The following is a 20,426-nucleotide window of genomic DNA, read 5'->3' as shown; positions in this document are numbered from 1 at the left end:
GGCTGGGCGGGTGGCGCTATTTCTGGGCCCTGGTGTCGTCCTCGACGGTGGCGAGGGAGGCCTCGAGGTCGGTGACCGGGGTCTGGACCAGCACTGCGGAACCGCCGGACACGGCGAGCACGCCATCCTGAACGGCCTTCGTGGTCTGGTAGATCTCGACCAGCTTCTGGTAGGTGGCGTTGTCCTTGTCCTCGGCGCGGGCCGCGAAGACGTTCACGTACGGCAGCGCGTTGGGGTCGCTGGGGTCGTCCTGGGCGAGGGCGTCTTCGACCTTGAGGCCGGCCTTCTCGACGAAGTCGTTGTTGATGATCGCGGCGGCGACGTCGGGCAGCGAGGTGGCGGTGAGCGAGGCCTCGAGCGCGGTCACGGTGACCTTGGACTTTTTCGTGTCGATGTCGTCGAGGGTCGAGTAGATGCTGCCGCCGTCGGTCAGCGTGATCAGTTTCGCCGACTGCAGCACGAGCAGCGCGCGGGCCAGGTTGCTCGCGTCGTTCGGCACGGCGACGGTGTCGCCCTTCTTGATTTCGCTGACCTTGTCGTACCGGGTCGAGTAGAGGGCGAGCGGGTAGATCGCCGTGGCGCCGATGGGCGTGAGGTCCTGCTTTCCGGCCACGTTGTACTCGGCGAGGTAGACGATGTGCTGGAACTGGTTCAGGTCGAGTTCGCCCGCGGACAGGGCCGGGTTCGGCTGCCCGAATTCGGCGAAGTCGACGATGTCGACCGTGATGCCGGCATCCGCCGCTGCTTTCTCATAGACGGCCCAGTACGGGTCGCTGGCGCCGACGACGCCGATCTTGACGGTCTCGTCGGCAGCCGCACCGGAGCAACCGGCGAGTAGGGCGATGAGTGGTACGACCGCGAGGGCGGCGAGCAGTTTCTTCTTCACGATGGGACTCCCTGGTTGGCTGTGGCTGCCGTGTTTCCGGCGGTGGGTGCCGACGCATTTTCGGGCACAGAAGAACCACGGGACAAAAGGGGTGGGAGTCTGTGCCGCTGCATCGCGAGGCACGTTCCAAGGTTATCGGGCGATCCTGCGCCGCGTGCGCTCCTGCGTCACACGCGGTCACAGTATCTGCGACGTCAGCCCTCGATCAGCTCAGACAGTTCGATCCAACGCGTTTCGAAGCCCGCGATGGTGGACTCGAGTCCGTGCAGTTCGGTGCTCAGCGCGCCGAGCCCGTCGAAGTCGGACTGGTCGTGCACGGCGAGGCTCTCGTGCAGCGCCGCGATCCGGGCGTTCTGCTTGGCGACCTTGCGGTCGATGGAGGCCAGTTCCTTCTGCGCGTTGCGGAGGTCGGCGCCGCCGATGGCGAGCTTGCGTGACGCCTTGCCGCCCGAGGTGTTGGACGCGTTCGCGGCGGCGGGCTTGTCGTTGCCGCTGACCTGCTGCTTGCGCATCTCGAGGTACTGGTCGACGCCGCCGGGCAGGTGCCGGAAGGCACCCTCCGTGACCGCGTACTGGTTGTCGGTGACCCGCTCGATCAGGTAGCGGTCGTGCGAGACGACGAGCAGGGTGCCGGGGAAGGAGTCGAGCAGGTCTTCCATCGCCGCCAGCATGTCGGTGTCCAGGTCGTTGGTGGGCTCGTCGAGGATCAGCACGTTCGGCTCGTCGAGCACGATCAGCAGCAGTTGCAGGCGCCGCTTCTGGCCGCCGGAGAGGTCCTTGACCTGGGTGGTCAGCTGGGCGCTCATGAATCCCATGCGCTCGAGCATCTGCCCGGGCGTGATTTCCTTGCCGCCGGCCATGTACGACGTCTTCTGTCGGCCGATGACCTCGCTGACCCGGTCGTTCTGGATACCGTCGAGTTCGAACAGCTGCTGGGTGAGCACGGCGACCTTGATGGTCTTGCCGCGCTTGACCGTGCCGGTGGTGGGCTGGAGGGTGCCGGCCACCAGATTCAGCAGGGTGCTCTTGCCGGCGCCGTTGACACCCATGATGCCGGTGCGCTCGCCCGGTGCGATGCGCCAGGTGATGTCGTTCAACACGGTCTTCGCGCCGAACTTCACGCCGATGTCGATCAGGTCGACGACATCCTTGCCGAGGCGCTGCATGGCCATCGACTGCATCGACACGGTGTCGCGGGGCGGCGGCTCGTTCTCGATCAGCTCGTTGGCGGCGTCGATGCGGAACTTGGGCTTCGCTGTGCGGGCGGGGGCTCCGCGCCGCAGCCAGGCCAGTTCCTTCTTCATCAGGTTCTGGCGCTTGCCCTCCATCACGCTGCTCATCCGGTCGCGTTCGACGCGCTGCAGGATGTAGGCGGCGTAGCCACCCTCGAACGGTTCGATCAGGCGATCGTGCACTTCCCAGGTCAGGTTGCAGACCTCGTCGAGGAACCACCGGTCGTGGGTGACGACCACCAGGCCGCCGGAGTTCGTGGCCCACCGGGTGCGCAGGTGGCCGGCCAGCCAGGAGATGCCCTCCACGTCGAGGTGGTTGGTGGGCTCGTCGAGGAAGATGACGTCGTGGTCGCCGATCAGCACGGCGGCGAGGGCCACCCGGCGGCGCTGGCCACCGGAGAGGTCGTCGACGAGGGCGTCCCAGGGGATGTCCCGCACGAGTCCCGCGATGACGTCGCGGACCTTGGAGTCGCCCGCCCAGACGTGCTCGTCGATGCCGCCGACGATGGTGTAGCCCACGGTTTGACCGGAGGCCAGGTCGTCGGACTGGTCCAGCATGCCGATGGTGACGCCGCGCCGGCGCGTGACGCGTCCGGAGTCGGGTTCCATCCGGCCGGCGAGCAGGCGCATGAGGGTGGACTTGCCGTCGCCGTTGCGGCCGACGACACCGATCCGGTCGCCTTCGTTGAGACCGGCGGTGACGCTGTCAAAAATGACGCGGGTGGGAAATTCAAGGTGCAGGGACTCGGCCCCGAGCAAATGTGCCATAGCCTTCGAGTTTAGCTGGCGCGGCTGAGAGCCCCGCGCGCACCCGTTCGGCAGCCGGACTGTCGCCTAATCGGACATCTGTTGCCGGCACACCGGCGACAGATGTCCGACCGGGCAACAGTTACGGCAAGCGGGAGCTAGTCGTGGATGATGCGCGCCCCGTGCACCGGCCCGGTGGCACGCACCACGCGCAGGCGGGCCGCGCTCAGGGCGACCTGCAATTCGAGGGCGCTGTCGGCATCCGCGACCAGGAAGGCCACGGTCGGGCCGGAGCCGGAGAGTAGACCGGCCAGGGCGCCGTTGGCCTCGCCCAGTTCCAGCACCTGCCCGAGCCCCGGGGCCAGGTGCAGTGCGGGGGCCTGCAGGTCGTTGTGCAGGGCCTCGGCGAGCATCCGCGGGTCGCCGGCCCGCAGCGCCTGCAGCACGTTGGCGTCGACGGTGGGCTGGAGCTGGGCGGGGAAGATGTCCTGGGCGTGGCGCTCGCGGTGGCGGTCGAGCTCGTTGTAGACGCCGGGCGTCGAGAGGCCGAAGTCGGCGAGGGCGAGCACCCAGTGGAACTGGCCTTTGGCCAGGGCCGGGCTGAGCTGGTCGCCGCGGCCGGTGCCGACGGCGGTGCCGCCGGTGAAGGCGAACGGGACGTCGGCGCCGAGGGTCGCGGCGATCGTGATGAGGTCGTCGCGGGTGGCGTCGGTTCCCCAGAGGGTGTCGCAGGCCAGGAGGGTGGCCGCGGCATCCGCCGACCCGCCGCCCATACCGCCGGCGATCGGCACGTTCTTCGCAATCGAGAGGCGCACTCCGCCGCGATAGCCGGCCTGGCGGGCCAGGGCGCGCGCGGCCTTGATGGCGAGGTTGCTGCCGTCGACGGCGAGGCCGGAGGCGTCGATGGGCCCGGTGAACTCGACCGAGAAGTCGTCGGCCGGCCAGGCCCGCACGTCTTCGAACAGCGACACGGCCTGGTAGGCGGTGGCGACCTCGTGGTACCCGTCTTCGAGGACCGCACCGACTTTGAGAAAGACGTTGATCTTGCCGGGCGCCCGCGCATGCACCACGAGGGAAGCGGCCGGGTTGGTCATGTGACTAACCTAGCCCAGCCGCCCCGTGGCTACTGCCCCGCGGCTACTGCCCCGCGGCGGCCACCCGTCAGCGTCCGCTGAGCTGGGCGCGCGCGATCGCGAGGAAGTTCTCGACCGTGAGCTGCTCGCCGCGTTCGGTGGGGTCGATTCCGGCGCGGGTCATGACCTCGGTGGCACTCGTCGAGTCGCCGAGAACGGCGGACAGCGACTGGCGCAGCATCTTGCGGCGCTGCTGGAACGCGGCGTCGACGAGCGCGAAGGTGGCACGGCGCAGTTCCTCCGATTCGAGCGGTTGGGCACGCCGGTCGAAGGCGATCAGGATCGAATCGACGCCCGGGACCGGCCAGAACACCTGTCGGCTGACCTTGCCGGCCGTTCGGAACGACCCGTACCAGGCGGCCTTGACGCTCGGGCTGCCGTAAACCTTGCTGCCGGGCGGCGCCGCGAGGCGCTCCCCCACTTCCGCCTGCACCATGACCACTCCGGCCCGGATGGAGGCGAAGTGCTCCAGCAGGTAGAGCAGCACCGGCACCGAAACGTTGTAGGGCAGGTTCGCCACGAGGCGGCTCGGGTCGCCGGGCAGGTCGGTGATCTTCAGCGCGTCGTCACGGATGACGGTGAGCGGCGCGCCCGGGTGCATCAGCTCGACCGTCAGCGGCAGCTGCTCGGCGAGGCGGTCATCGATCTCCACGGCCACGACGCTCGCGCCGGTCTCGAGCAACCCCAGGGTGAGGGAGCCCAGCCCGGGGCCGACCTCCAGCACGGTGTCGCCGGGTGAGACGGTTGCGACCTTGACGATGCGGCGGACGGTGTTGCCGTCGATGACGAAGTTCTGGCCGAGCTTCTTGGTGGGGTTGACGCCCAGCATCTCGGCCAGGTCGCGGATTTCGGCAGGGCCGAGGAGGGACCGTGCGGCGGGCGTGGCGGCGGACGCGGGAGCGGACACGGGGGCGACGGCAGCCGGCTCGGCATCCGCTTCGGGCGTGTCGGCAGCGTCGACCGGCGCGGCGTGCCGGCCGGCGGTCTCTGCGTCACCGGCGGGGCGGGTCCCGGCCTCGGGTTCGTCTCCGGGGTCGTAGCCGTGGCGCGGGGTCATGCGAGGCCTCCGAACGGGCTGGTGCCGGGCTGGGTCTCGGCAACAGAAACCGGTTCGGCGTCCCAGCGTCCGTAGACGAGCTCGGTGTTGGACGAAATCTGGGTGGCGAGGATGGTGGCATCCGTTTCGAGGTGGTCGGCCATGGCGCGCAGGGTGTGCGGCAGCAGGTACGGCGCGTTCGGGCGGCCGCGGAAGGGTGCGGGGGTGAGGAACGGGGCATCCGTCTCGACCAGTAACAGGGCGCGCGGCACCGCGGCCAGGGCCTCACGCAGGTTCTTTGCGTTCTTGAAGGTGACGGTTCCGGCGAAGGAGAGGTACCAGCCGTTGTCGGCGAGGATGCGGGCCATCTCGGCGTCGCCGGAGAAGCAGTGGAAGACGGTGCGCTCGGGTGCGCCGACCCGCAGCAGCGTCTCGATCACCGCGGCGTGGGCGTCCCGGTCGTGGATCTGAAGCGCGAGCCCGTTCCGCTTGGCGATGTCGATGTGCGCCTCGAACGAGCGGTACTGGCTGGCGTGCCCCTCCGGGCCGGTGCGGAAGAAGTCCAGGCCGGTCTCCCCGATGGCGACCACGCGGGGTCGGGTGGCCAGCTCGGCGATCTCGGCCAGGGCATCGTCGAGGGTGCCGGCGGCGTCGTAGACCGGGGCCTCGTTGGGGTGGATGGCGACGGCCGCGAGCATGCGCGGCTCCCGGGCGGCCATCGCGGCGGACCAGCGCGAGGTTTCCAGGTCGCCGCCGACCTGGATGACGCCGCGCACGCCGACGCTGGAGGCGCGGTCGAGCTGGTCGGCCACGCTGAGCGACTGTTCGCCGTCGGCGATCTCAAGGTGGGTGTGGTTGTCGTAGACCGCGACCACCAGCGGCTCGGGCAGCGGCGGATAGTTCAGGTCCCGGCCGGCACCCTGGTCCCGCTGGCGCACGGGCCCGGGCTCGTCAGCCAACCGTGGCCTCGATACGCGGGAACAGCGCTTCGAGCGGGGAGACCCGCGGGCCGCCGGTCCACTCCCAGGCCCGGTCGATGCGCTGGTCGGTGACCAGACCGGTGCCGCCGAGCGCGGTCCAGAGCTTCGCGGTGGCCTGCGGCACGACCGGTGAGAGCAGCACGGCCAGCGTGCCCAGTCCGCGCACGGCGGTGACGAGAACGGCCTCGAGACGAGCCCGGTTGGCGGGGTCCTTCGCGAGCGCCCAGGGCTCCTGGACGGTGATATAGCCGTTGAGCTCGTCGACCAGCTCCCAGATCGCGACGATGGCGTCGTGGATGGCGAGGTGGCTGATGGCCAGTGTCGCGGCATCCGTCACCCGCTTCTCGGTGCCGCGAATGAGCTCGTCGGCCTCGCTGAACTCGCCGGCGACGGGGATCTCGCCGTCGCAGTAGCGCACGACCATGGCGATCACGCGGGAGGCGAGGTTGCCGAAGCCGTTGGCCAGCTCGGACTGGTATCGGGCGGACAGGTCCTCCCAGGAGAAGGAGCCGTCCTGGCCGAAGCTGATGGCGCGCATGAAGTAGTAGCGGAAGGCGTCGGAGCCGAACGTGTCGGTGATCTGGCTCGGGGCGATGCCGGTGAGCTTGGACTTGCTCATCTTCTCGCCGCCCACGAGCAGCCAGCCGTGGCCGAAGACCTGTCGGGGCACCTCGATGCCTGCTGCGAGCAGCATGGCGGGCCAGATCACGGCGTGGAAGCGCAGGATGTCTTTGCCCACGACGTGCGTCGCCGGCCAGAGGCGACTGAACTTCTCGTCGTCGTGGCCGTAGCCGGCGGCGGTGATGTAGTTCAAAAGGGCGTCGAACCACACGTAGACGACGTGGCTGTCGTCCCACGGCACCTTGATGCCCCAGTCGAAGCTGGAGCGGGAGATCGACAGGTCGGACAGGCCCTGCTTCACGAAGGAGATGACCTCGTTGCGCGCCGATTCGGGCTGCACGAAGTTGGGGTTCTCCTCGTACAGGGCGAGGAGCTTGTCGGTGAAGGTGCTCATCCGGAAGAAGTAGTTCTTCTCGTGCAGCAGCTCGCAGGGGATGGAATGGATGGCGCAGACCTGCTGCCCGGCGTACTCGCCGACCCCGTCGATGAGGTCGCTCGGCTGCTTGTACTCCTCGCAGCCGACGCAGTAGAAGCCCTCGTACTCGCCGGTGTAGATGTGGCCGGCGTCGTAGAGGTGCTGCAGGAACTTCTGCGCGTTCTCCTCGTGGCGCACATCGGTGGTGCGGATGAAGTCGTCGTTGCGAATGTCGACGGTCTTCAGCAGCGGCTTCCAGGCGGTCTCGACCAGGCGGTCGGCCCACTCCTTCGGCGTGACACCGTTGGCGGTCGCGGTGCGCAGGATCTTCTGCCCGTGTTCGTCCGTTCCGGTGAGCAGCCAGGCGTCCTCGCCGGACTGCCGGTGCCAGCGCGCGAGCACGTCGGCGGCCACCTCGGTATAGGCGTGCCCGATGTGGGGGACATCATTCACGTAGAAAATGGGCGTGGTGATGTAAAAAGATGAGCCGTCGGACATGCTCTTATCCTATTAGGAGCAGCGGATGACGCCGGCCCCGTCACCGTTCGCGGCGGGTTCCGGCCGAATCAGGGCAGCGGGAGCGACTCGAAGTCCGTGCGGGCCGCGCCGGGCTTGCCGGTCTTCCGCTCCAGCGCCGCCTCGTAGAGGGCGCGCTTGCCGAGCCCGGTGGCGGCGGACACGTCGGCGGCGGCATCCTTGAGACGGATGCCCGACTCCACCAGTGCGAGCACCTCGGCCACCCCGGTCTCCAGGTCCAGCACCCGTGCCACCGCCCCGGCGACCACGATGGCGATCTCACCCTTGACCCCGGCGGCGGCCCACTCGGCCAGCTCGGTCGCGGTCCCGCGCTTCACTTCCTCGTAGAACTTGGTCAGCTCCCGGCAGACCACGACCCGGCGTTCGGCGCCGAGCACCGCGGCCAGATCGGTCAGGGAGGCCGCCAGCCGGTTGGGCGACTCGAAGAAGACCATGGTGCGCCTCTCCGCGGCCACCTCGCGCAGGGCGGAGACCCGGTCTCCGTGCTTGCGCGGCAGGAAGCCCTCGAACGTGAACCGGTCCGTGGGCAGCCCGGACACGGCGAGCGCGGCGAGCACGGCCGACGGCCCGGGCAGCACGGACACGACGACTCCGGCCGCCACCGCCGCATCCACCAGGTGGAACCCGGGGTCGGACACCGTCGGCATCCCCGCGTCGCTGAGCACCAGGATGTCCGTGTCGCGGGCGAGTTCGACGAGTTCGGCCGCCTTGCCGCGCTCGTTGTGGTCGTGCAGGCTGATCAGCCGCGGGCGGTTCTCGATGCCCAACGCCTTGAGCAGGTGCACGGTCACCCGGGTGTCCTCGGCGGCGATGATCGTCATCGTGCCGAGCGCCTCGATCAGACGCGTCGACGCGTCGCCCAGGTTTCCGATCGGGGTGGCAGCCAGGAGGATCATGGTCCCAGTCTCGCAGCCTCGGCTCACTACGATGGTCAAGTGTTCCTGACAAGCCGTGTTTTCCGCTGGGCCGGGCCGCTGGCGGTGACCCTGCTGGCGGCGGTGTTGCGACTGTGGAACCTCGGCCGCCCGCACTCGCTGGTGTTCGACGAGACCTTTTATGTGAAGGACGCCTGGTCCCTCTTCAACAACGGCTACGAGTCGGCCTGGCCCGAGGGCGCGGATGCCCTCTTCGCCGCCGGTCAGACCGACGTCTTCCTGGCCGACCCGTCTTTCGTGGTGCATCCGCCGCTCGGGAAATGGCTGATCGCGCTGGGTATGGCTTTCGGCGGCGCCGAGCACAGCTGGGCGTGGCGGATCGCCACCGCCCTGATCGGCGTGCTGGCCGTCGTGCTGCTGATGCTGATCGCCAGGAAGCTGTTCGGTTCGACCCTGCTGGCCGTGATCGCCGGGTTCCTCCTCGCCATCGACGGCAACGCCATCGTGATGTCGCGCGTGGCCCTGCTGGACAACTTCGTGATGTTCTTCGCCCTCCTCGGGTTCGGGGCCGTGCTGCTCGACCGGGCCTGGCACGCCACCCGGCTGGCCGCCCGCCTGGCCCGGGCGCGTGACACCGGGCGGGAACCCGGCTGGGGGCCTGTCCTCTGGTGGCGGCCCTGGCTGCTCGCCGCCGGTCTCGCCTTCGGACTCGCCTGCAGCGTCAAGTGGTCGGGGATCTATTTCCTGGCCGCCTTCGGCGTCTACGTCGTCGTCGTCGACGCCCTCGCCCGGCGCCGCGCCGGGCTGCCGTTCTGGTTGAGCGCCGCCGTGCTCAAGCAGGCGCCGGCGACGTTCCTGCTGATCGTCCCGGTCGCCGTCGCCACCTACCTGGCGTCCTGGACCGGCTGGTTCGTCACCAGGGGGGGCTACTACCGCGACTGGGCGACCCTGCCGGGCTCCGCGTGGTCCGGAGCCCTGGCCTGGGTGCCGGACTCCGTGCAGAGCTTCTGGCACTACCAGGTGGCGGCGTACACCTATCACGTGGGGCTCTCCACGCCGCATCCGTACCAGGCGAACCCGCTGACCTGGTTGTTCCTGACCCGCCCGACCAGCATGTACTACCGCGGCTCCTCCCTGGGCGAGAACGGATGCGACGTCACCACCTGCTCCGAAGCGATCACCGGCATCGCGAACCCGTTGATCTGGTGGGCGGCCACGGCGGCGACGTTCTATCTGGTGTACCGGCTGGCGCGCTATCGCGAGTGGCAGGTGGGCCTGATCCTGATGGGTCTGGTCGCCGGCTACCTGCCGTGGCTGATGTACCTGAACCGCACGGTCTTCCAGTTCTACACGATCGCGTTCGAGCCCTATCTGATCCTCGGCCTCACCTTCGTGATCGGGTTCCTGCTCCCCCGGGCTCGATGGGGCGTGCTGGGTTTCCTGGTGGCGGCGACGCTCATCAGCGCCTATTTCTACCCGCTCTGGACGGGCATCCAGACCCCGTTCCAGTTCTGGCAGCTGCATATCTGGCTGCCCGGCTGGCGTTGACTTTCACGTGCGATTCCCGGAAACTGAACGGCGCTCATATGCCTCTGTGGGTATATAGCGACTGGGAAAGCGGTGTGAAAACCCCCCTCCGGAAGAGGTCCGGCCCGTAGGATACTGATATCTGTTTCAGGAGTGCTTGCTCCATCATCGACTGAGAAGTCCGAATACAAACCGAAGGCCTCATGTCGGAAGCTGTTGCCGCACCCACGGTGCGTATCATCAAGACCCGCCCGGGTGGCGATTCGAAAAACCCCACCACCGAGTACTCGTCGCTGCTGCACACCGTGCGCAACCTTGGCCTCCTCAAGCGCGCCACCGGTTTCTACTGGTTCGTCTTCTCCATGCTCGTCCTCGCCACTCTGGGAACCGGGACCGCGTTCGTGCTGCTCGGCGACAGCTGGTACCAGCTCATCGTCGCGGGCGTGCTCGGCATCATCCTCACCCAGTACGCGTTCCTCGCGCATGAGGCGTCCCACCGCCAGGTCTTCGAGGGCGGCCGCGCGAACGACCGCGCCGGACGCATCCTCGCCAACCTGTTCGTCGGCATCAGCTACGCCTGGTGGATGAACAAGCACAGCCGTCACCACGCCAACCCGAATGTGATCGGGAAGGACCCCGACATCGCCCCCGACTTCATCGTCTTCCGGGAAGAGGATGCCGCGAAGGTCAGCTGGCTCGGCTCGTTCGTCACCCGCAAGCAGGGCTATCTCTTCTTCCCGCTGCTGATGGCCGAAGGGTTCAACCTGCACGTGCAGGGCTTCAAGACCGTCTTCGGCAAGAAGAAGGTCGACAAGCGCTGGCTCGAGATCAGCATGCTGTCCACCCGGATCGTGCTCTACGTCGCCGCAATCTTCTACTTCCTGCCCGTCGGCATGGCGTTCGCGTTCATCGGCGTGCAGCTGGCCGTCTTCGGCGTCTACATGGGGGCCTCCTTCGCGCCGAACCACAAGGGCATGCCGCAGCTCCCCCACGAGAGCAAGGTGGACTTCCTCCGCCGCCAGGTGCTCACCTCCCGCAACATCCGTGGCGGCACGTTCATGGACACGTTCATGGGCGGGCTGAACTACCAGGTCGAGCACCACCTGTTCCCGAACATGGCCCGGCCGCACCTGCGCAAGGCGCAGGAGATCACCAAGGAATACTGCAAGTCCCACAACATCCTCTACACGGAGACGTCGCTGTTCGAGTCCTACGGCATCGTCATCGCGTACCTGAACCGGGTCGGACTCAGCGCCCGCGACCCGTTCGACTGCCCAATGGTCGCCCGGTTCCACCACCGGTAGGCCTGAACCGACAGAAGGGGGGGTGCGGAAGGGTCCGCACCCCCTTTTTTCGTCGGTTCGGCGACGGCTCGGGGGGACAGCCGCGCGTAAACTTGCTCGAATGTGGCTGCCCGGGGTGCTGGTCGCGGCCGCCGCCGCGCTTCTCGCGGCAACCGTGCACGCGTTCTTCCCCGCACTGCCGCTGCTCACCCTCGCGGTGGTCTTCGGAATCGTCGCCGGCAACCTTCCGCACACCCGCCGGGCGGTGACCGGCATCCTGGCCCCGGGCCTGAAGCTCGCGGCGAGCCGATTCATGCGCATCGGCATCGTGCTGCTCGGACTCAAGCTGAGCCTGGTGGACATTCTGGGCCTCGGCTGGGTGACCATCCTGACCACCGTTCTGATCGTGCTGCTCACCTTCGTCGGCACCTACTGGCTCGGCCGCGCGGCTCGCCTGCCCGGACGCCAGCCGATCCTGATCGCCACCGGCTTCTCGATCTGCGGGGCGTCCGCGATCGGCGCGATGAGCGGGGTGGTCAAGGCGAAGGATGCCGACACCGCCACCCCGATCGCCCTGGTCACCCTCTGCGGCACGCTGGCCATCGCGGTGCTGCCGGTGCTGGGGCATCCGCTCGGCCTGACCGATCTGCAGTTCGGGCACTGGGTCGGCGCGGGCGTGCACGACGTCGGCCAGGTGGTCGCGACTGCGCAGGTCGCCGGGCCGGCCGCACTGGCCGTGGCCGTGGTCGTGAAGCTCACCCGGGTGCTGCTGCTCGCGCCCCTCGTCGCCGTCGTCGCGGTCGGCGAACGTCGCCGCGAGACGCGTCTCGCCTCGGTGACGGATGCCCCCGCGTTCCGTCCGCCGATCGTGCCGCTGTTTGTCGCCGCGTTCCTGGTCGCCGTGCTCGTGCGCACGTTCGTGCCGCTGCCCGGAGCCGTGCTGGTCGGCGCGGACACCGTGCAGACCTCCCTGCTCGCGATCGCGCTCTTCGGGCTCGGCGCCGCGGTGAACCTCCGGTCCATCCGGCGCACCGGGGGCAAGGCCCTCGGGGTGGGTCTGACCTCGTGGACGCTGATCGCCGGCCTCGCCTTCCTGGCCGTGCAGCTGCCCTGAGCGGCAGCCCGGCGGCAGCTCAGCGGCGCGCGAGCCAGCCGCCGGCAGGCGGGTTCGGCGCCCGGTTCATGGCGAACAGCGGAGGGGCGGCGGCGGCATCCGTGGCCAGGTCGGCGAGGATGCGCCCGACCGCCGGTGTGAACTTGAAGCCGTGGCCGCTGAACCCGGCGCCCACGATCACGGGGCCCACCCGGTCGAGCACGAAGTCCTCGTCGACCGTGGTCGTGTAGGTGCAGCTGACCGGGTCGGCCGTGTCGGGGTCGGCGCCGGGCAGCCACTCGCGCACGTAGCGCGCCAGCGCGGCCAGCTGCACGGGCTCGGCTTGGAAGCTACGCGCATCCGGTTCGGTGCCGGGGCCCACCCCGTGCCAGCCGGCCTTGATCCCCTGGCCGGGCGTGTACATGCCGTAGATCGGCGAGTACCAGTAGCCGTAGCGCGGGTCGGACCAGGCGGGAGTGTGGTTGAAGCCGGGCCACTCGGTCTCGGCGCGCGCGGCGGCGGCCGGGGAGGCGTCCCGCAGCGCGAAGTGCGCCGGCTGCTCCTGCGTCACGGTGAGGCGCGGCACCGGGATCACCCCGGCCAGCAGGCCACCGGTCCACGCGCCGACCGTGACGACGGCGCGGCGGGCGATGATCGTGCCCGCCTCGTGGGTCACGCGCACCCGGTCGTCGCCCTGTACGTCCAGCCGCAACACGCGGACGCCGTGCCGCACGTCGGCGCCGGCGGCGACCGCGGCGGCCTGCAGGGCGGTCACCGCGGCATCCGCGTTCACGCGCCCGGCGTCGGGGGCGAACAGCACCCGGCCGTCGAAGCGGATGCCCGGCCAGCGTTCGGCCGCGGCCTCCGGCGCAAGGAACTCGGCCCCCAGACCCACCCGGGACAGCATTGCCGCCACCTGGTCGAACGACGGGTTCGCCCCGTGGTTGACGACACCGACCTGGCTCAGCAGGGTGCTCCGCGTCTCCGCTTCCAGCTCGCGCCAGAGCGGCAGCGCCTCGGCGAGCATGGACACGTACGTGGGTTCGGCGTAGGCGGTGTTGAAGTTGCGGGAGGCGCCGTGCGACGCGCCGTTGACGTGCCCGGGCGCGAACCGCTCCAGAACGGTGACCGACCGACCCCGCCGGGCCAGCTGCCAGGCTGTCGCCGACCCCATCGCCCCGCCGCCGATGACGACCGTGTCCACGATCTCTTCCATGCCCCCATCCTGCCCGACCGGAACACGGCGCGCACGACCATTCGCCGCTCAGATCCCGGAGCCGTGCCGGGGCACGGTTACGATGGGCCGATGACTGCGTATGTGTCGGCACTCGACCTCTTCTCCATCGGGATCGGCCCGTCCAGCTCCCACACGGTCGGCCCGATGCGGGCGGCACTCACCTTCGCCGACCACCTCCGCGACGCCGGCCTGCTCTCCGACGTCGCCCGGGTCAGCTGCTCCCTCTACGGCTCGCTCGGCTCGACCGGGCTCGGACACGGCACGCCCGATGCGGTCCTGGCCGGCCTCGCCGGGCTCCGCCCCGAGACCTGCGACCCCGACGACGTGCGCTCAGCCTGGTCCTCCCTGGCCGACGACGCCGTGCTGCTGCTCGGCGGCACTCATCCCGTTCCGGTGCGCCAGGACGATGTGACCTTCGAGGCGCGCACTCGACTGCCCGGCCACCCGAATGCGCTGACCCTCACGGCCCGGGGGCATGACGACCGGCCCCTGCTCGAGGAGACCTGGTACTCGATCGGTGGGGGTTTCATCCGTCGCGACGGCGACCCGATCGGCCCGACCAGAGCCGTGCCGCAGCCCCGGGAGTATTCTTCCAGCGCCGAACTCCTCGCGCTCTGCGACCTCTACGCCGCCTCCATCTGCGATATCGCCCGCGCCAACGAGGAAGCCATCCACGGGGCCGAGGCTCTCGACGCCGGCCTCGACGCCATCTGGGAGGCGATGCGCGTCTGCGTCGAGGCCGGGTTGGAAACCACGGGCACCCTGCCCGGCGGCCTCCAGGTCAAGCGTCGCGCCGCAGCCGTACGCATGCAGCTAGAGGAATACGACCGGCTGCCTCTGCGCGAACGCGACACCTCGACCGAATGGCTGCACGCGTTCGCTCTCGCCGTCAACGAGGAGAACGCCTCCGGTGGCCGCGTAGTCACCGCCCCCACGAACGGCGCGGCCGGCATCATCCCGGCCGTCGGCCACTACTACCTCCGCTTCGTACCCGGGGCGGATGCCGCGGGCATCCGCCGCTATCTGCTCACCGCCGTCGCCATCGGGTCGCTCGTCAAGGCCAACGCCTCGATTTCCGGGGCGGAGGGCGGCTGCCAGGCCGAGGTCGGCTCCGCCTGCGCCATGGCGTCCGGCGCCCTCTGCGCCGTGCTCGGCGGCACGCCGCGGCAGGTGGAGAACGCGGCCGAAATCGCGATGGAGCACCATCTGGGGCTCACCTGCGACCCCGTCGGCGGGCTCGTGCAGGTGCCCTGCATCGAGCGCAACGCCATCGCCGCCTCGACCGCCGTGTCGGCCGCCCGGCTGGCCCTGCACGGCGACGGCACCCACCTCGTCTCCCTCGACACCGTGATCGAGACCATGCGCCAGACCGGCCTGGACATGTCGACCAAGTACAAGGAGACCAGCGAGGGTGGGCTCGCGGTCAACGTGATCGAGTGCTGAACACGATCGAATCCTGATCATGGTCTCGTACTGACACCGTTCCCCGCGGCCTAAGCTGGGAGCACCGCTCGGGGGAACGAGCGCCACTGTCTTCAAGGGGGCCATTCGATGGATTCTGCGCGACCGACATCCGCTCGCCGCCGCGCGCGAGTCGGGCTGGCAGCCCTGCTGCTGCTGCCGCTCGGCCTGGTCGGCTGCGCCACCGCCCCAGCGCCCACGGTCACCGCCACCGTGACCGTCACGCCGACGCCCTCTCCCCCGCCCTCGTCGACACCGACGCCGACACCGACGCCCGCGCCCGCGCCCGCGGTGACGCCGAATCCGACGATCACGCCCAACGCCGATGCGGTGCCGGTCGGGCCCCTGCCCGAGGGCCCAGCCACCGACCTCGGAGCCACCACCGGCGCCACCGGTGCCCCCGTCACGGACGGTGCGGGCGCCCCGGTCAGCTACACCGTGTTGGAAGGTGATGACTTCTTCGCCATCGCCCAGCGGTTCAACGTGCCGATGCAGCAATTGCTGCGCATGAACCCCTCGGTGTCGGGCCTCGGCGAGGACATCTACATCCGGGACGTGATCAACCTCGACTGGACCACCACCGGGTAGACCGGTCGAGCATATTCCCGCCTTTCCCTCTGGCCGGCCGGTCCTCGGGCTCACGGATGCGGGGGCCCGAGGCGAACCTCAGGAGGCCGTGTCACCGGATCTCGACACGCTCGCCCACCGGCGATCGGGTCTGGACAAGCTAGTGCGTGAGCAGGTTGATGCGCTCGATCAAGGCGATCGTGCGCAGCGACTCGTGCGGGTCGACCGGGACCGGAGCCCCGCGCAGGATCGCGTCGGCGAGCCCGGAGTAGAACGCGGCGTAATTGCCGCGCTCGGCCGGCACCCGGGTCAGTGCGCCGTCCCGGCCGAGCACGCCCCAGGCGGACTCCGGGTCGACGCCGAAGTCAGGGTCGGTCGGGTGGGCGCCCGCCGCGAGGGCGTTTTCCTGGCCGTCCAGTCCCCACTTGGTGTAACCGGATTCGGAGCCGAGCACGTGGAAGCGTGGGCCGGCCTGGGCGGCGATGCCGTTCATCCACAGGTGGGAGCGCACCCCCGACCCGTGGTGCAGCGCCACGAAGGTGTCATCGTCGGCGGCCCCGCCCGGGCGCCGGGTCACGGTCTCGGCGTACACGCCGTCGACCGGTCCGAACAGCTGCAGGGCCTGGTCGATCAGGTGCGCGCCGAGGTCGAAGAGCACCCCGCCGCCCTGCTGGATGGTCGCGCCGACCTTCCAGGCCTTGGTCTGCTCCGGCTTCCACCATTCGAACCGGGACTCGAACCGGCGCACCTCGCCCAGCGCCCCCGCCGCGAGCAGCCCGCGCAGGGTGAGGAAGTCGCCGTCCCAGCGCCGGTTCTGGAACACGGTGAGGAGCAGGCCGAGCCGCTCGGCCTTCTCGATCAGGCCGCGGCCTTCCCGGGCCGTCAGCGCGAACGGCTTGTCGACGACCACGGCGAGTCCGGCGTCGAGGGCGGCATGGGCGAGCTCGACGTGCGTGCCCGACGGGGAGCCGATCACGACCAGGTCCAGGGCGTCGGCGGCGTCGAACAGCTCGTCCGCGCTCGGCACCAGGCGCACCCCCGGGTGCCGCTCCTCGGCCCGCTCGCGCCGGACGGGGTCCCGGGTCACGATCAGGTCCAACGAGAACTCCGGGTTCGCGGCGAGGAGCGGGCTGTGGAACACCCGCCCGGACGTGCCGAACCCGATCAGGCCGGTGCGGATGGGGGCGACGGATGCTGGTGACGGCGTCATGCTCCCACGGTACTCCCGGCTCATCGCCGGCACCCTACAGCCGGTTCACCCCGGTGACCCGCAGGACGGCGGCGCCGAGCTCGTCGGAGTCGGCCAGGTCGACGGTGGCGCTGATCCCCCAGTCGTGGTCCCCCGCCGGGTCGTCGAAGATCTGCCGCACGGTCCAGACGGATGCGCCCTCGTCGAGGATGATCAGGTCCGCGCTACGCGCATTCGCCCCGGTCAGCAGCTCGTCGTGCTCGGCGTAGTAGCCGTCCATGGCGTCGCCCCAGGCATCCGCGTGGAAACCGTGTTCCCGGTCGAGTTCGCCCAGCGCGTCGTAGTTCTCGAGTGCGGCCAACTGCACCCGGCGGAAAAGTTCGTTGCGCACCAGGATGCGGAACGCGCGCGCGTTGCCGGTCAGGCGGCGCGGCGCGGGCGGCAGCACCGACTGCGCGGCATCCGCGTGCACGGCGAGGTCCGGGTGGATGAGCTCCTCCCACTCGTCGAGCAGGCTCGAGTCGACCTGGCGCACCAGCTCGCCCAGCCACTCGATCAGGTCGAGCAGATCCTCCGTCTTCGCGTCGTCGGGGATGGTCTGCCGGGCGGCCCGGTAGGCGTCCGAGAGGTAGCGCAGCACGACGCCCTCGCTGCGGGCGAGCTTATAGAAGGCCACGAACTCGCCGAACGACATGGCCCGCTCGTACATGTCCCGCACGACCGTCTTCGGGCTCAGCTCGAAGTCGGCGATCCACGGCTGGGATTCCTTGTAGGTGGTGAAGGTGTAGTCCAGCAGCTCCTCGAGCGGCTTGGGCCAGGTGACCTCCTCGAGCAGCGCCATCCGCTCGTCGTATTCGATGCCCTCACGCTTCATGGCGTTGACGGCCTCCCCGCGGGCCGCGAACTGTTGTCCCATCAGCACCGGGCGCGGGTTGTCGAGGGTGGCCTCCACGATGGAAATCATGTCGAGGGCGTAGTGGCCGCTGCCGGGGCCGGCCACATCGGGGTCGGCGTCGAGCAGGTCGAACGCGGCGAGCGCGAACGGCGACAGAGGCTGGTTGAGGGCGAAGTTCGGCTGCAGGTCAACGGTCAGACGGATGTCCCCGGCCGCGCTTTGTTCCACGATCCCGGCCGCCCGCAGGGTCTTGTAGATGCCCAGGGCGCGCCGGGCGTGCGCGAGCTGCCGCGTCCAGGGTTCGTGGTTGTCGAAGATCAGGTCGTAGACGTGGGTGAAGGCGTCGCCGCCGCGGCCGATCACGTTGATCAGCATCGCCGCGGTCATCTGCATGCTCGAGTGCATGGTTTCGGGCTCGGCCGCCACGAGCCGTTGGAACGACGGCTCACCCCAGGAGACGAAGCCCTCGGGCGCCTTCTTACGGATGATCTTGCGCTTCTTCTTGGGGTCGTCGCCGGCCTTCTCGATGGCCTTGAGGTTGTCGGTCTCGTGGTCGGGCGCCTGGATGACCACTGTGCCGGCCGTGTCATACCCGGCCCGGCCCGCTCGGCCCGCGATCTGGTGGAACTCGCGGGCGTTGAGCTGGCGCATCTTGACGCCGTCGTACTTGGTGAGCGCGGTGAACAGCACGGTGCGGATCGGCACGTTGATGCCCACGCCGAGGGTGTCGGTGCCGCAGATGACGCGGAGCAGGCCGCGCTGGGCGAGCTGCTCGACCAGACGGCGGTACTTCGGCAGCATGCCGGCGTGGTGCACGCCGATGCCCATCCGGATCAGCCGGGACAGGGTCTTGCCGAAGCTCGTGGTGAAGCGGAACTCCCCGATCAGCTCGGCGATCGCCTCCTTCTGCTCCTTGGTGGCGACCTTGACGCTGCTGAGGGCCTGGGCCCGCTCGAGGGCGGCGGCCTGCGCGAAGTGCACGATGTAGACCGGAGCCTGCCCGGTCTTCAGCAGCTCCTCCACCGTCTCGTGCACGGGCGTGGTCTCGTAGTAGTAGTGCAGCGGCACCGGCCGTTCCACGCCCGTGACGACCGCGGTGGGACGACCGGTGCGGCGGGAGAGGTCGTCGGCGATGAAGGTGACGTCGCCGAGGGTCGCCGACATGAGGATGAACTGCACCCCGGGCAGGAGCAGCAGCGGCACCTGCCAGGCCCAGCCGCGGTCCGGGTCGCCGTAGAAGTGGAACTCGTCCATCACGACCTGGTCGACGGGGGTGTCCTCACCGTTCCGCAGGGCGAGGTTGGCGAGGATCTCGGCCGTGCAGCAGATGATCGGGGCGTCGGAGTTGACCGACGAGTCCCCCGTCATCATGCCCACGTTCTCGGCGCCGAAGATCTCCACCAGGGCGAAGAACTTCTCGCTGACGAGGGCCTTGATCGGTGCCGTGTAGAAGGTGCGCTTGCCGGCCGAGAGCGCCGCGAAATGAGCGCCGACCGCGACCAGGGATTTGCCGGTGCCGGTCGGTGTGCTCAGGATCAGGTTCGCCCCCGAGACGATCTCGATCAGGGCCTCCTCCTGCGCTGGATAGAGGGAGAGACCCTGATCGCCCGCCCACGTTTCGAAGGCCTCGAACAGCGCATCGGGATCGGTGACGTGCGGGAGAGGGGTGAGAGTTGCCATGATCCTTCGATCCTGCCCTATCCCACTGGGCATCCGCTCCGCAGCCGGCGGCCGGGAGCGGCGCCCGACAGCGGCGATCAGATCCCGAGGAGCCTGGTCTTCGCCGGTGCCGACTGCTCGGCGGCCTGCTGGTGCGTCTTGCCCTGTCGGCGCCGGCTCACGTTGCCGGAGACCGCGGTCGCCGTTCCGGCCACCACCGCGGGGCGGGCCATCGTTCCCACCAGGCCGGGTCGGCCCAGTCGTCGAGGCATTGATCTTCCCTTCATGGGGCCCGGGCACGCCGGGCGGTGTCGTCGGAGAGGAGCCCGTTGATCGTGTCGATGGGACCAAGCATGGTTTCTCCTCCGTTTGAGCATGGACGCTGGGGACGATAAGCCCGATCACCGTGGCCATCAAGGCCATTGCGGGAGGACTCACAGGCCGCAAATCTAAACTGGCCGAATGGCCAGCCGCGACGTCTCCTCGTCCTCCCTTCCGGCACCGACCGCGCCCGAGGCACCGGCCCGATCCGGTTCGGCAGGGCTCACCCGTCCCGCGGCCGCGGGCGTGGCCGCCGCCCTCGCCGGCCTCGGTGCGGCCGAGCTGGCGGCCGCCCTGTTCGCCCCGGCCGGCAGCCCGATCCTCGCCGTCGGTGCGCTGGTCATCGACCTTGCCCCGGCCTGGTTGAAGGAACTCGTCATCGCCCTGTTCGGTACGGGCGACAAGGTCGTGCTGGTGATCTGCGTCGCGCTCGGCGCCCTGCTGCTGTCGGTTGCCGCCGGAATGCTGGAGGTCCGGCGTCCGCCCGTCGGCCGGGTCCTCGTGGCCGCGGCCGGCGCGCTGGCCGTCTTCGCGGTCCTGTCCCGGGAGAACACCGTCACCTTCGACGCGATGCCCGCGGTGCTGGCCATGGTGGTCTCGGCCGTGCTGCTCACGGTCATGACCACCCAGCTGCGCCGCGCGCCCGCGGGCGACGCGGCATCCGCACCCGACCGCCGCCGGTTCCTGGCCTGGGCGGGGGCCGGCGCCGGACTGGGCGTGCTCGCCGCGGCC

Annotated in this window: 16 protein-coding genes and 1 pseudogene; 6 read left to right on the top strand and 11 right to left on the bottom strand. The window is 69.6% G+C overall.

Features of this window, described 5'->3' with window-relative positions; all coding sequences use genetic code 11:
• Nucleotides 1-16: 16 nt before the first annotated feature.
• The 7 genes from E3T23_RS02355 to rsmI all read right to left on the bottom strand — a co-directional run bounded on the left by E3T23_RS02355 (nt 17) and on the right by rsmI (nt 8,483).
• Nucleotides 17-886, bottom strand: coding sequence for a MetQ/NlpA family ABC transporter substrate-binding protein (locus tag E3T23_RS02355; protein WP_134368808.1), 870 nt, complete (start codon nt 884-886; stop codon nt 17-19).
• 194 nt (nt 887-1,080) lie between these two features.
• Nucleotides 1,081-2,886 carry an ABC-F family ATP-binding cassette domain-containing protein gene (locus E3T23_RS02350; protein WP_134368807.1) on the bottom strand — a complete coding sequence of 602 codons (1,806 nt, stop codon included), beginning with the start codon at nt 2,884-2,886 and terminating at the stop codon, nt 1,081-1,083.
• 137 nt (nt 2,887-3,023) lie between these two features.
• Nucleotides 3,024-3,959 (bottom strand): 4-(cytidine 5'-diphospho)-2-C-methyl-D-erythritol kinase, encoded by a 936-nt coding sequence (locus tag E3T23_RS02345; RefSeq protein ID WP_134368806.1) that lies wholly within the window; start codon nt 3,957-3,959, stop codon nt 3,024-3,026.
• A 67-nt stretch (nt 3,960-4,026) separates the two neighbouring features.
• Nucleotides 4,027-4,827, bottom strand: coding sequence for a 16S rRNA (adenine(1518)-N(6)/adenine(1519)-N(6))-dimethyltransferase RsmA (gene rsmA / locus E3T23_RS02340; protein WP_241977542.1), 801 nt, complete (start codon nt 4,825-4,827; stop codon nt 4,027-4,029).
• 224 nt (nt 4,828-5,051) lie between these two features.
• Nucleotides 5,052-5,993 carry a TatD family hydrolase gene (locus E3T23_RS02335; protein WP_134368804.1) on the bottom strand — a complete coding sequence of 314 codons (942 nt, stop codon included), beginning with the start codon at nt 5,991-5,993 and terminating at the stop codon, nt 5,052-5,054.
• Nucleotides 5,986-7,548 carry a methionine--tRNA ligase gene (metG, locus tag E3T23_RS02330; protein WP_134368803.1) on the bottom strand — a complete coding sequence of 521 codons (1,563 nt, stop codon included), beginning with the start codon at nt 7,546-7,548 and terminating at the stop codon, nt 5,986-5,988. Before metG ends, E3T23_RS02335 begins: the two co-directional genes overlap by 8 nt.
• Before the next feature lie 68 nt (nt 7,549-7,616).
• Nucleotides 7,617-8,483, bottom strand: a complete 867-nt coding sequence (gene rsmI / locus E3T23_RS02325; protein ID WP_134368802.1) for a 16S rRNA (cytidine(1402)-2'-O)-methyltransferase — start codon at nt 8,481-8,483, stop codon at nt 7,617-7,619.
• Nucleotides 8,484-8,522: 39 nt separating this feature from the next.
• Between rsmI and E3T23_RS02320 the strand changes: the two genes are divergently transcribed.
• The 3 genes from E3T23_RS02320 (at nt 8,523) to E3T23_RS02310 (ending at nt 12,386) form a co-directional block, all read left to right on the top strand.
• A complete protein-coding gene (locus E3T23_RS02320) occupies nt 8,523-10,010 on the top strand; it encodes a dolichyl-phosphate-mannose--protein mannosyltransferase (RefSeq protein ID WP_134368801.1) in 1,488 nt (495 codons plus the stop codon).
• 182 nt (nt 10,011-10,192) lie between these two features.
• Complete coding sequence (locus tag E3T23_RS02315) at nt 10,193-11,293, top strand: fatty acid desaturase family protein (protein WP_134368800.1); 1,101 nt, start codon at nt 10,193-10,195, stop codon at nt 11,291-11,293.
• 100 nt (nt 11,294-11,393) lie between these two features.
• Complete coding sequence (locus tag E3T23_RS02310) at nt 11,394-12,386, top strand: YeiH family protein (protein WP_134368799.1); 993 nt, start codon at nt 11,394-11,396, stop codon at nt 12,384-12,386.
• A 19-nt stretch (nt 12,387-12,405) separates the two neighbouring features.
• Here E3T23_RS02310 and E3T23_RS02305 read toward each other — a convergent pair whose 3' ends face one another.
• On the bottom strand, nt 12,406-13,581 hold the full coding sequence (locus E3T23_RS02305) for an FAD-dependent oxidoreductase (RefSeq protein ID WP_134368798.1): 1,176 nt from the start codon (nt 13,579-13,581) through the stop codon (nt 12,406-12,408).
• Between the two features lie 90 nt (nt 13,582-13,671).
• Here E3T23_RS02305 and E3T23_RS02300 point away from each other — a divergent pair, with 90 nt between their 5' ends.
• Nucleotides 13,672-15,045, top strand: a complete 1,374-nt coding sequence (locus E3T23_RS02300) for an L-serine ammonia-lyase (protein ID WP_134368797.1) — start codon at nt 13,672-13,674, stop codon at nt 15,043-15,045.
• 108 nt (nt 15,046-15,153) lie between these two features.
• Nucleotides 15,154-15,651 (top strand): LysM peptidoglycan-binding domain-containing protein, encoded by a 498-nt coding sequence (locus E3T23_RS02295; protein ID WP_134368796.1) that lies wholly within the window; start codon nt 15,154-15,156, stop codon nt 15,649-15,651.
• A 139-nt stretch (nt 15,652-15,790) separates the two neighbouring features.
• On the opposite strand, the gene E3T23_RS02290 is transcribed toward E3T23_RS02295, so the two are convergent.
• The 3 genes from E3T23_RS02290 to E3T23_RS15890 form a co-directional block, all read right to left on the bottom strand.
• On the bottom strand, nt 15,791-16,840 hold the full coding sequence (locus tag E3T23_RS02290; RefSeq protein WP_134368795.1) for a Gfo/Idh/MocA family protein: 1,050 nt from the start codon (nt 16,838-16,840) through the stop codon (nt 15,791-15,793).
• A gap of 34 nt (nt 16,841-16,874) precedes the next feature.
• Nucleotides 16,875-19,394, bottom strand: a complete 2,520-nt coding sequence (locus E3T23_RS02285; RefSeq protein WP_241977530.1) for a DEAD/DEAH box helicase — start codon at nt 19,392-19,394, stop codon at nt 16,875-16,877.
• Between the two features lie 77 nt (nt 19,395-19,471).
• Nucleotides 19,472-19,645: a hypothetical protein gene (locus tag E3T23_RS15890; RefSeq protein WP_338145441.1), complete on the bottom strand. Its 174-nt coding sequence runs from the start codon at nt 19,643-19,645 to the stop codon at nt 19,472-19,474.
• A gap of 190 nt (nt 19,646-19,835) precedes the next feature.
• Here E3T23_RS15890 and E3T23_RS02275 point away from each other — a divergent pair.
• Nucleotides 19,836-20,426 (top strand): annotated as a pseudogene (locus E3T23_RS02275) (molybdopterin-dependent oxidoreductase); the annotation flags it as partial.

Source organism: Cryobacterium cheniae (assembly GCF_004403395.1).
GTDB lineage: Bacteria > Actinomycetota > Actinomycetes > Actinomycetales > Microbacteriaceae > Cryobacterium > Cryobacterium cheniae.
Note: the sequence above shows the minus strand (reverse complement) of the source record. Positions and strands in the feature narration are given on the sequence as shown.

What these genes read in the sequence shown, in the direction of transcription:
- E3T23_RS02300 (WP_134368797.1), top strand. Translation starts at nt 13,672, where the DNA reads ATGACTGCGTATGTGTCGGCACTCGACCTCTTCTCCATCGGGATCGGC.
- E3T23_RS02345 (WP_134368806.1), bottom strand. Translation starts at nt 3,959, where the DNA reads ATGACCAACCCGGCCGCTTCCCTCGTGGTGCATGCGCGGGCGCCCGGC.
- E3T23_RS02290 (WP_134368795.1), bottom strand. Translation starts at nt 16,840, where the DNA reads ATGACGCCGTCACCAGCATCCGTCGCCCCCATCCGCACCGGCCTGATC.
- E3T23_RS02310 (WP_134368799.1), top strand. Translation starts at nt 11,394, where the DNA reads ATGTGGCTGCCCGGGGTGCTGGTCGCGGCCGCCGCCGCGCTTCTCGCG.
- metG (WP_134368803.1), bottom strand. Translation starts at nt 7,548, where the DNA reads ATGTCCGACGGCTCATCTTTTTACATCACCACGCCCATTTTCTACGTG.
- rsmA (WP_241977542.1), bottom strand. Translation starts at nt 4,827, where the DNA reads ATGCTGGGCGTCAACCCCACCAAGAAGCTCGGCCAGAACTTCGTCATC.
- rsmI (WP_134368802.1), bottom strand. Translation starts at nt 8,483, where the DNA reads ATGATCCTCCTGGCTGCCACCCCGATCGGAAACCTGGGCGACGCGTCG.
- E3T23_RS02285 (WP_241977530.1), bottom strand. Translation starts at nt 19,394, where the DNA reads ATGGCAACTCTCACCCCTCTCCCGCACGTCACCGATCCCGATGCGCTG.
- E3T23_RS02315 (WP_134368800.1), top strand. Translation starts at nt 10,193, where the DNA reads ATGTCGGAAGCTGTTGCCGCACCCACGGTGCGTATCATCAAGACCCGC.
- E3T23_RS02305 (WP_134368798.1), bottom strand. Translation starts at nt 13,581, where the DNA reads ATGGAAGAGATCGTGGACACGGTCGTCATCGGCGGCGGGGCGATGGGG.
- E3T23_RS02295 (WP_134368796.1), top strand. Translation starts at nt 15,154, where the DNA reads ATGGATTCTGCGCGACCGACATCCGCTCGCCGCCGCGCGCGAGTCGGG.
- E3T23_RS15890 (WP_338145441.1), bottom strand. Translation starts at nt 19,645, where the DNA reads ATGCCTCGACGACTGGGCCGACCCGGCCTGGTGGGAACGATGGCCCGC.
- E3T23_RS02350 (WP_134368807.1), bottom strand. Translation starts at nt 2,886, where the DNA reads ATGGCACATTTGCTCGGGGCCGAGTCCCTGCACCTTGAATTTCCCACC.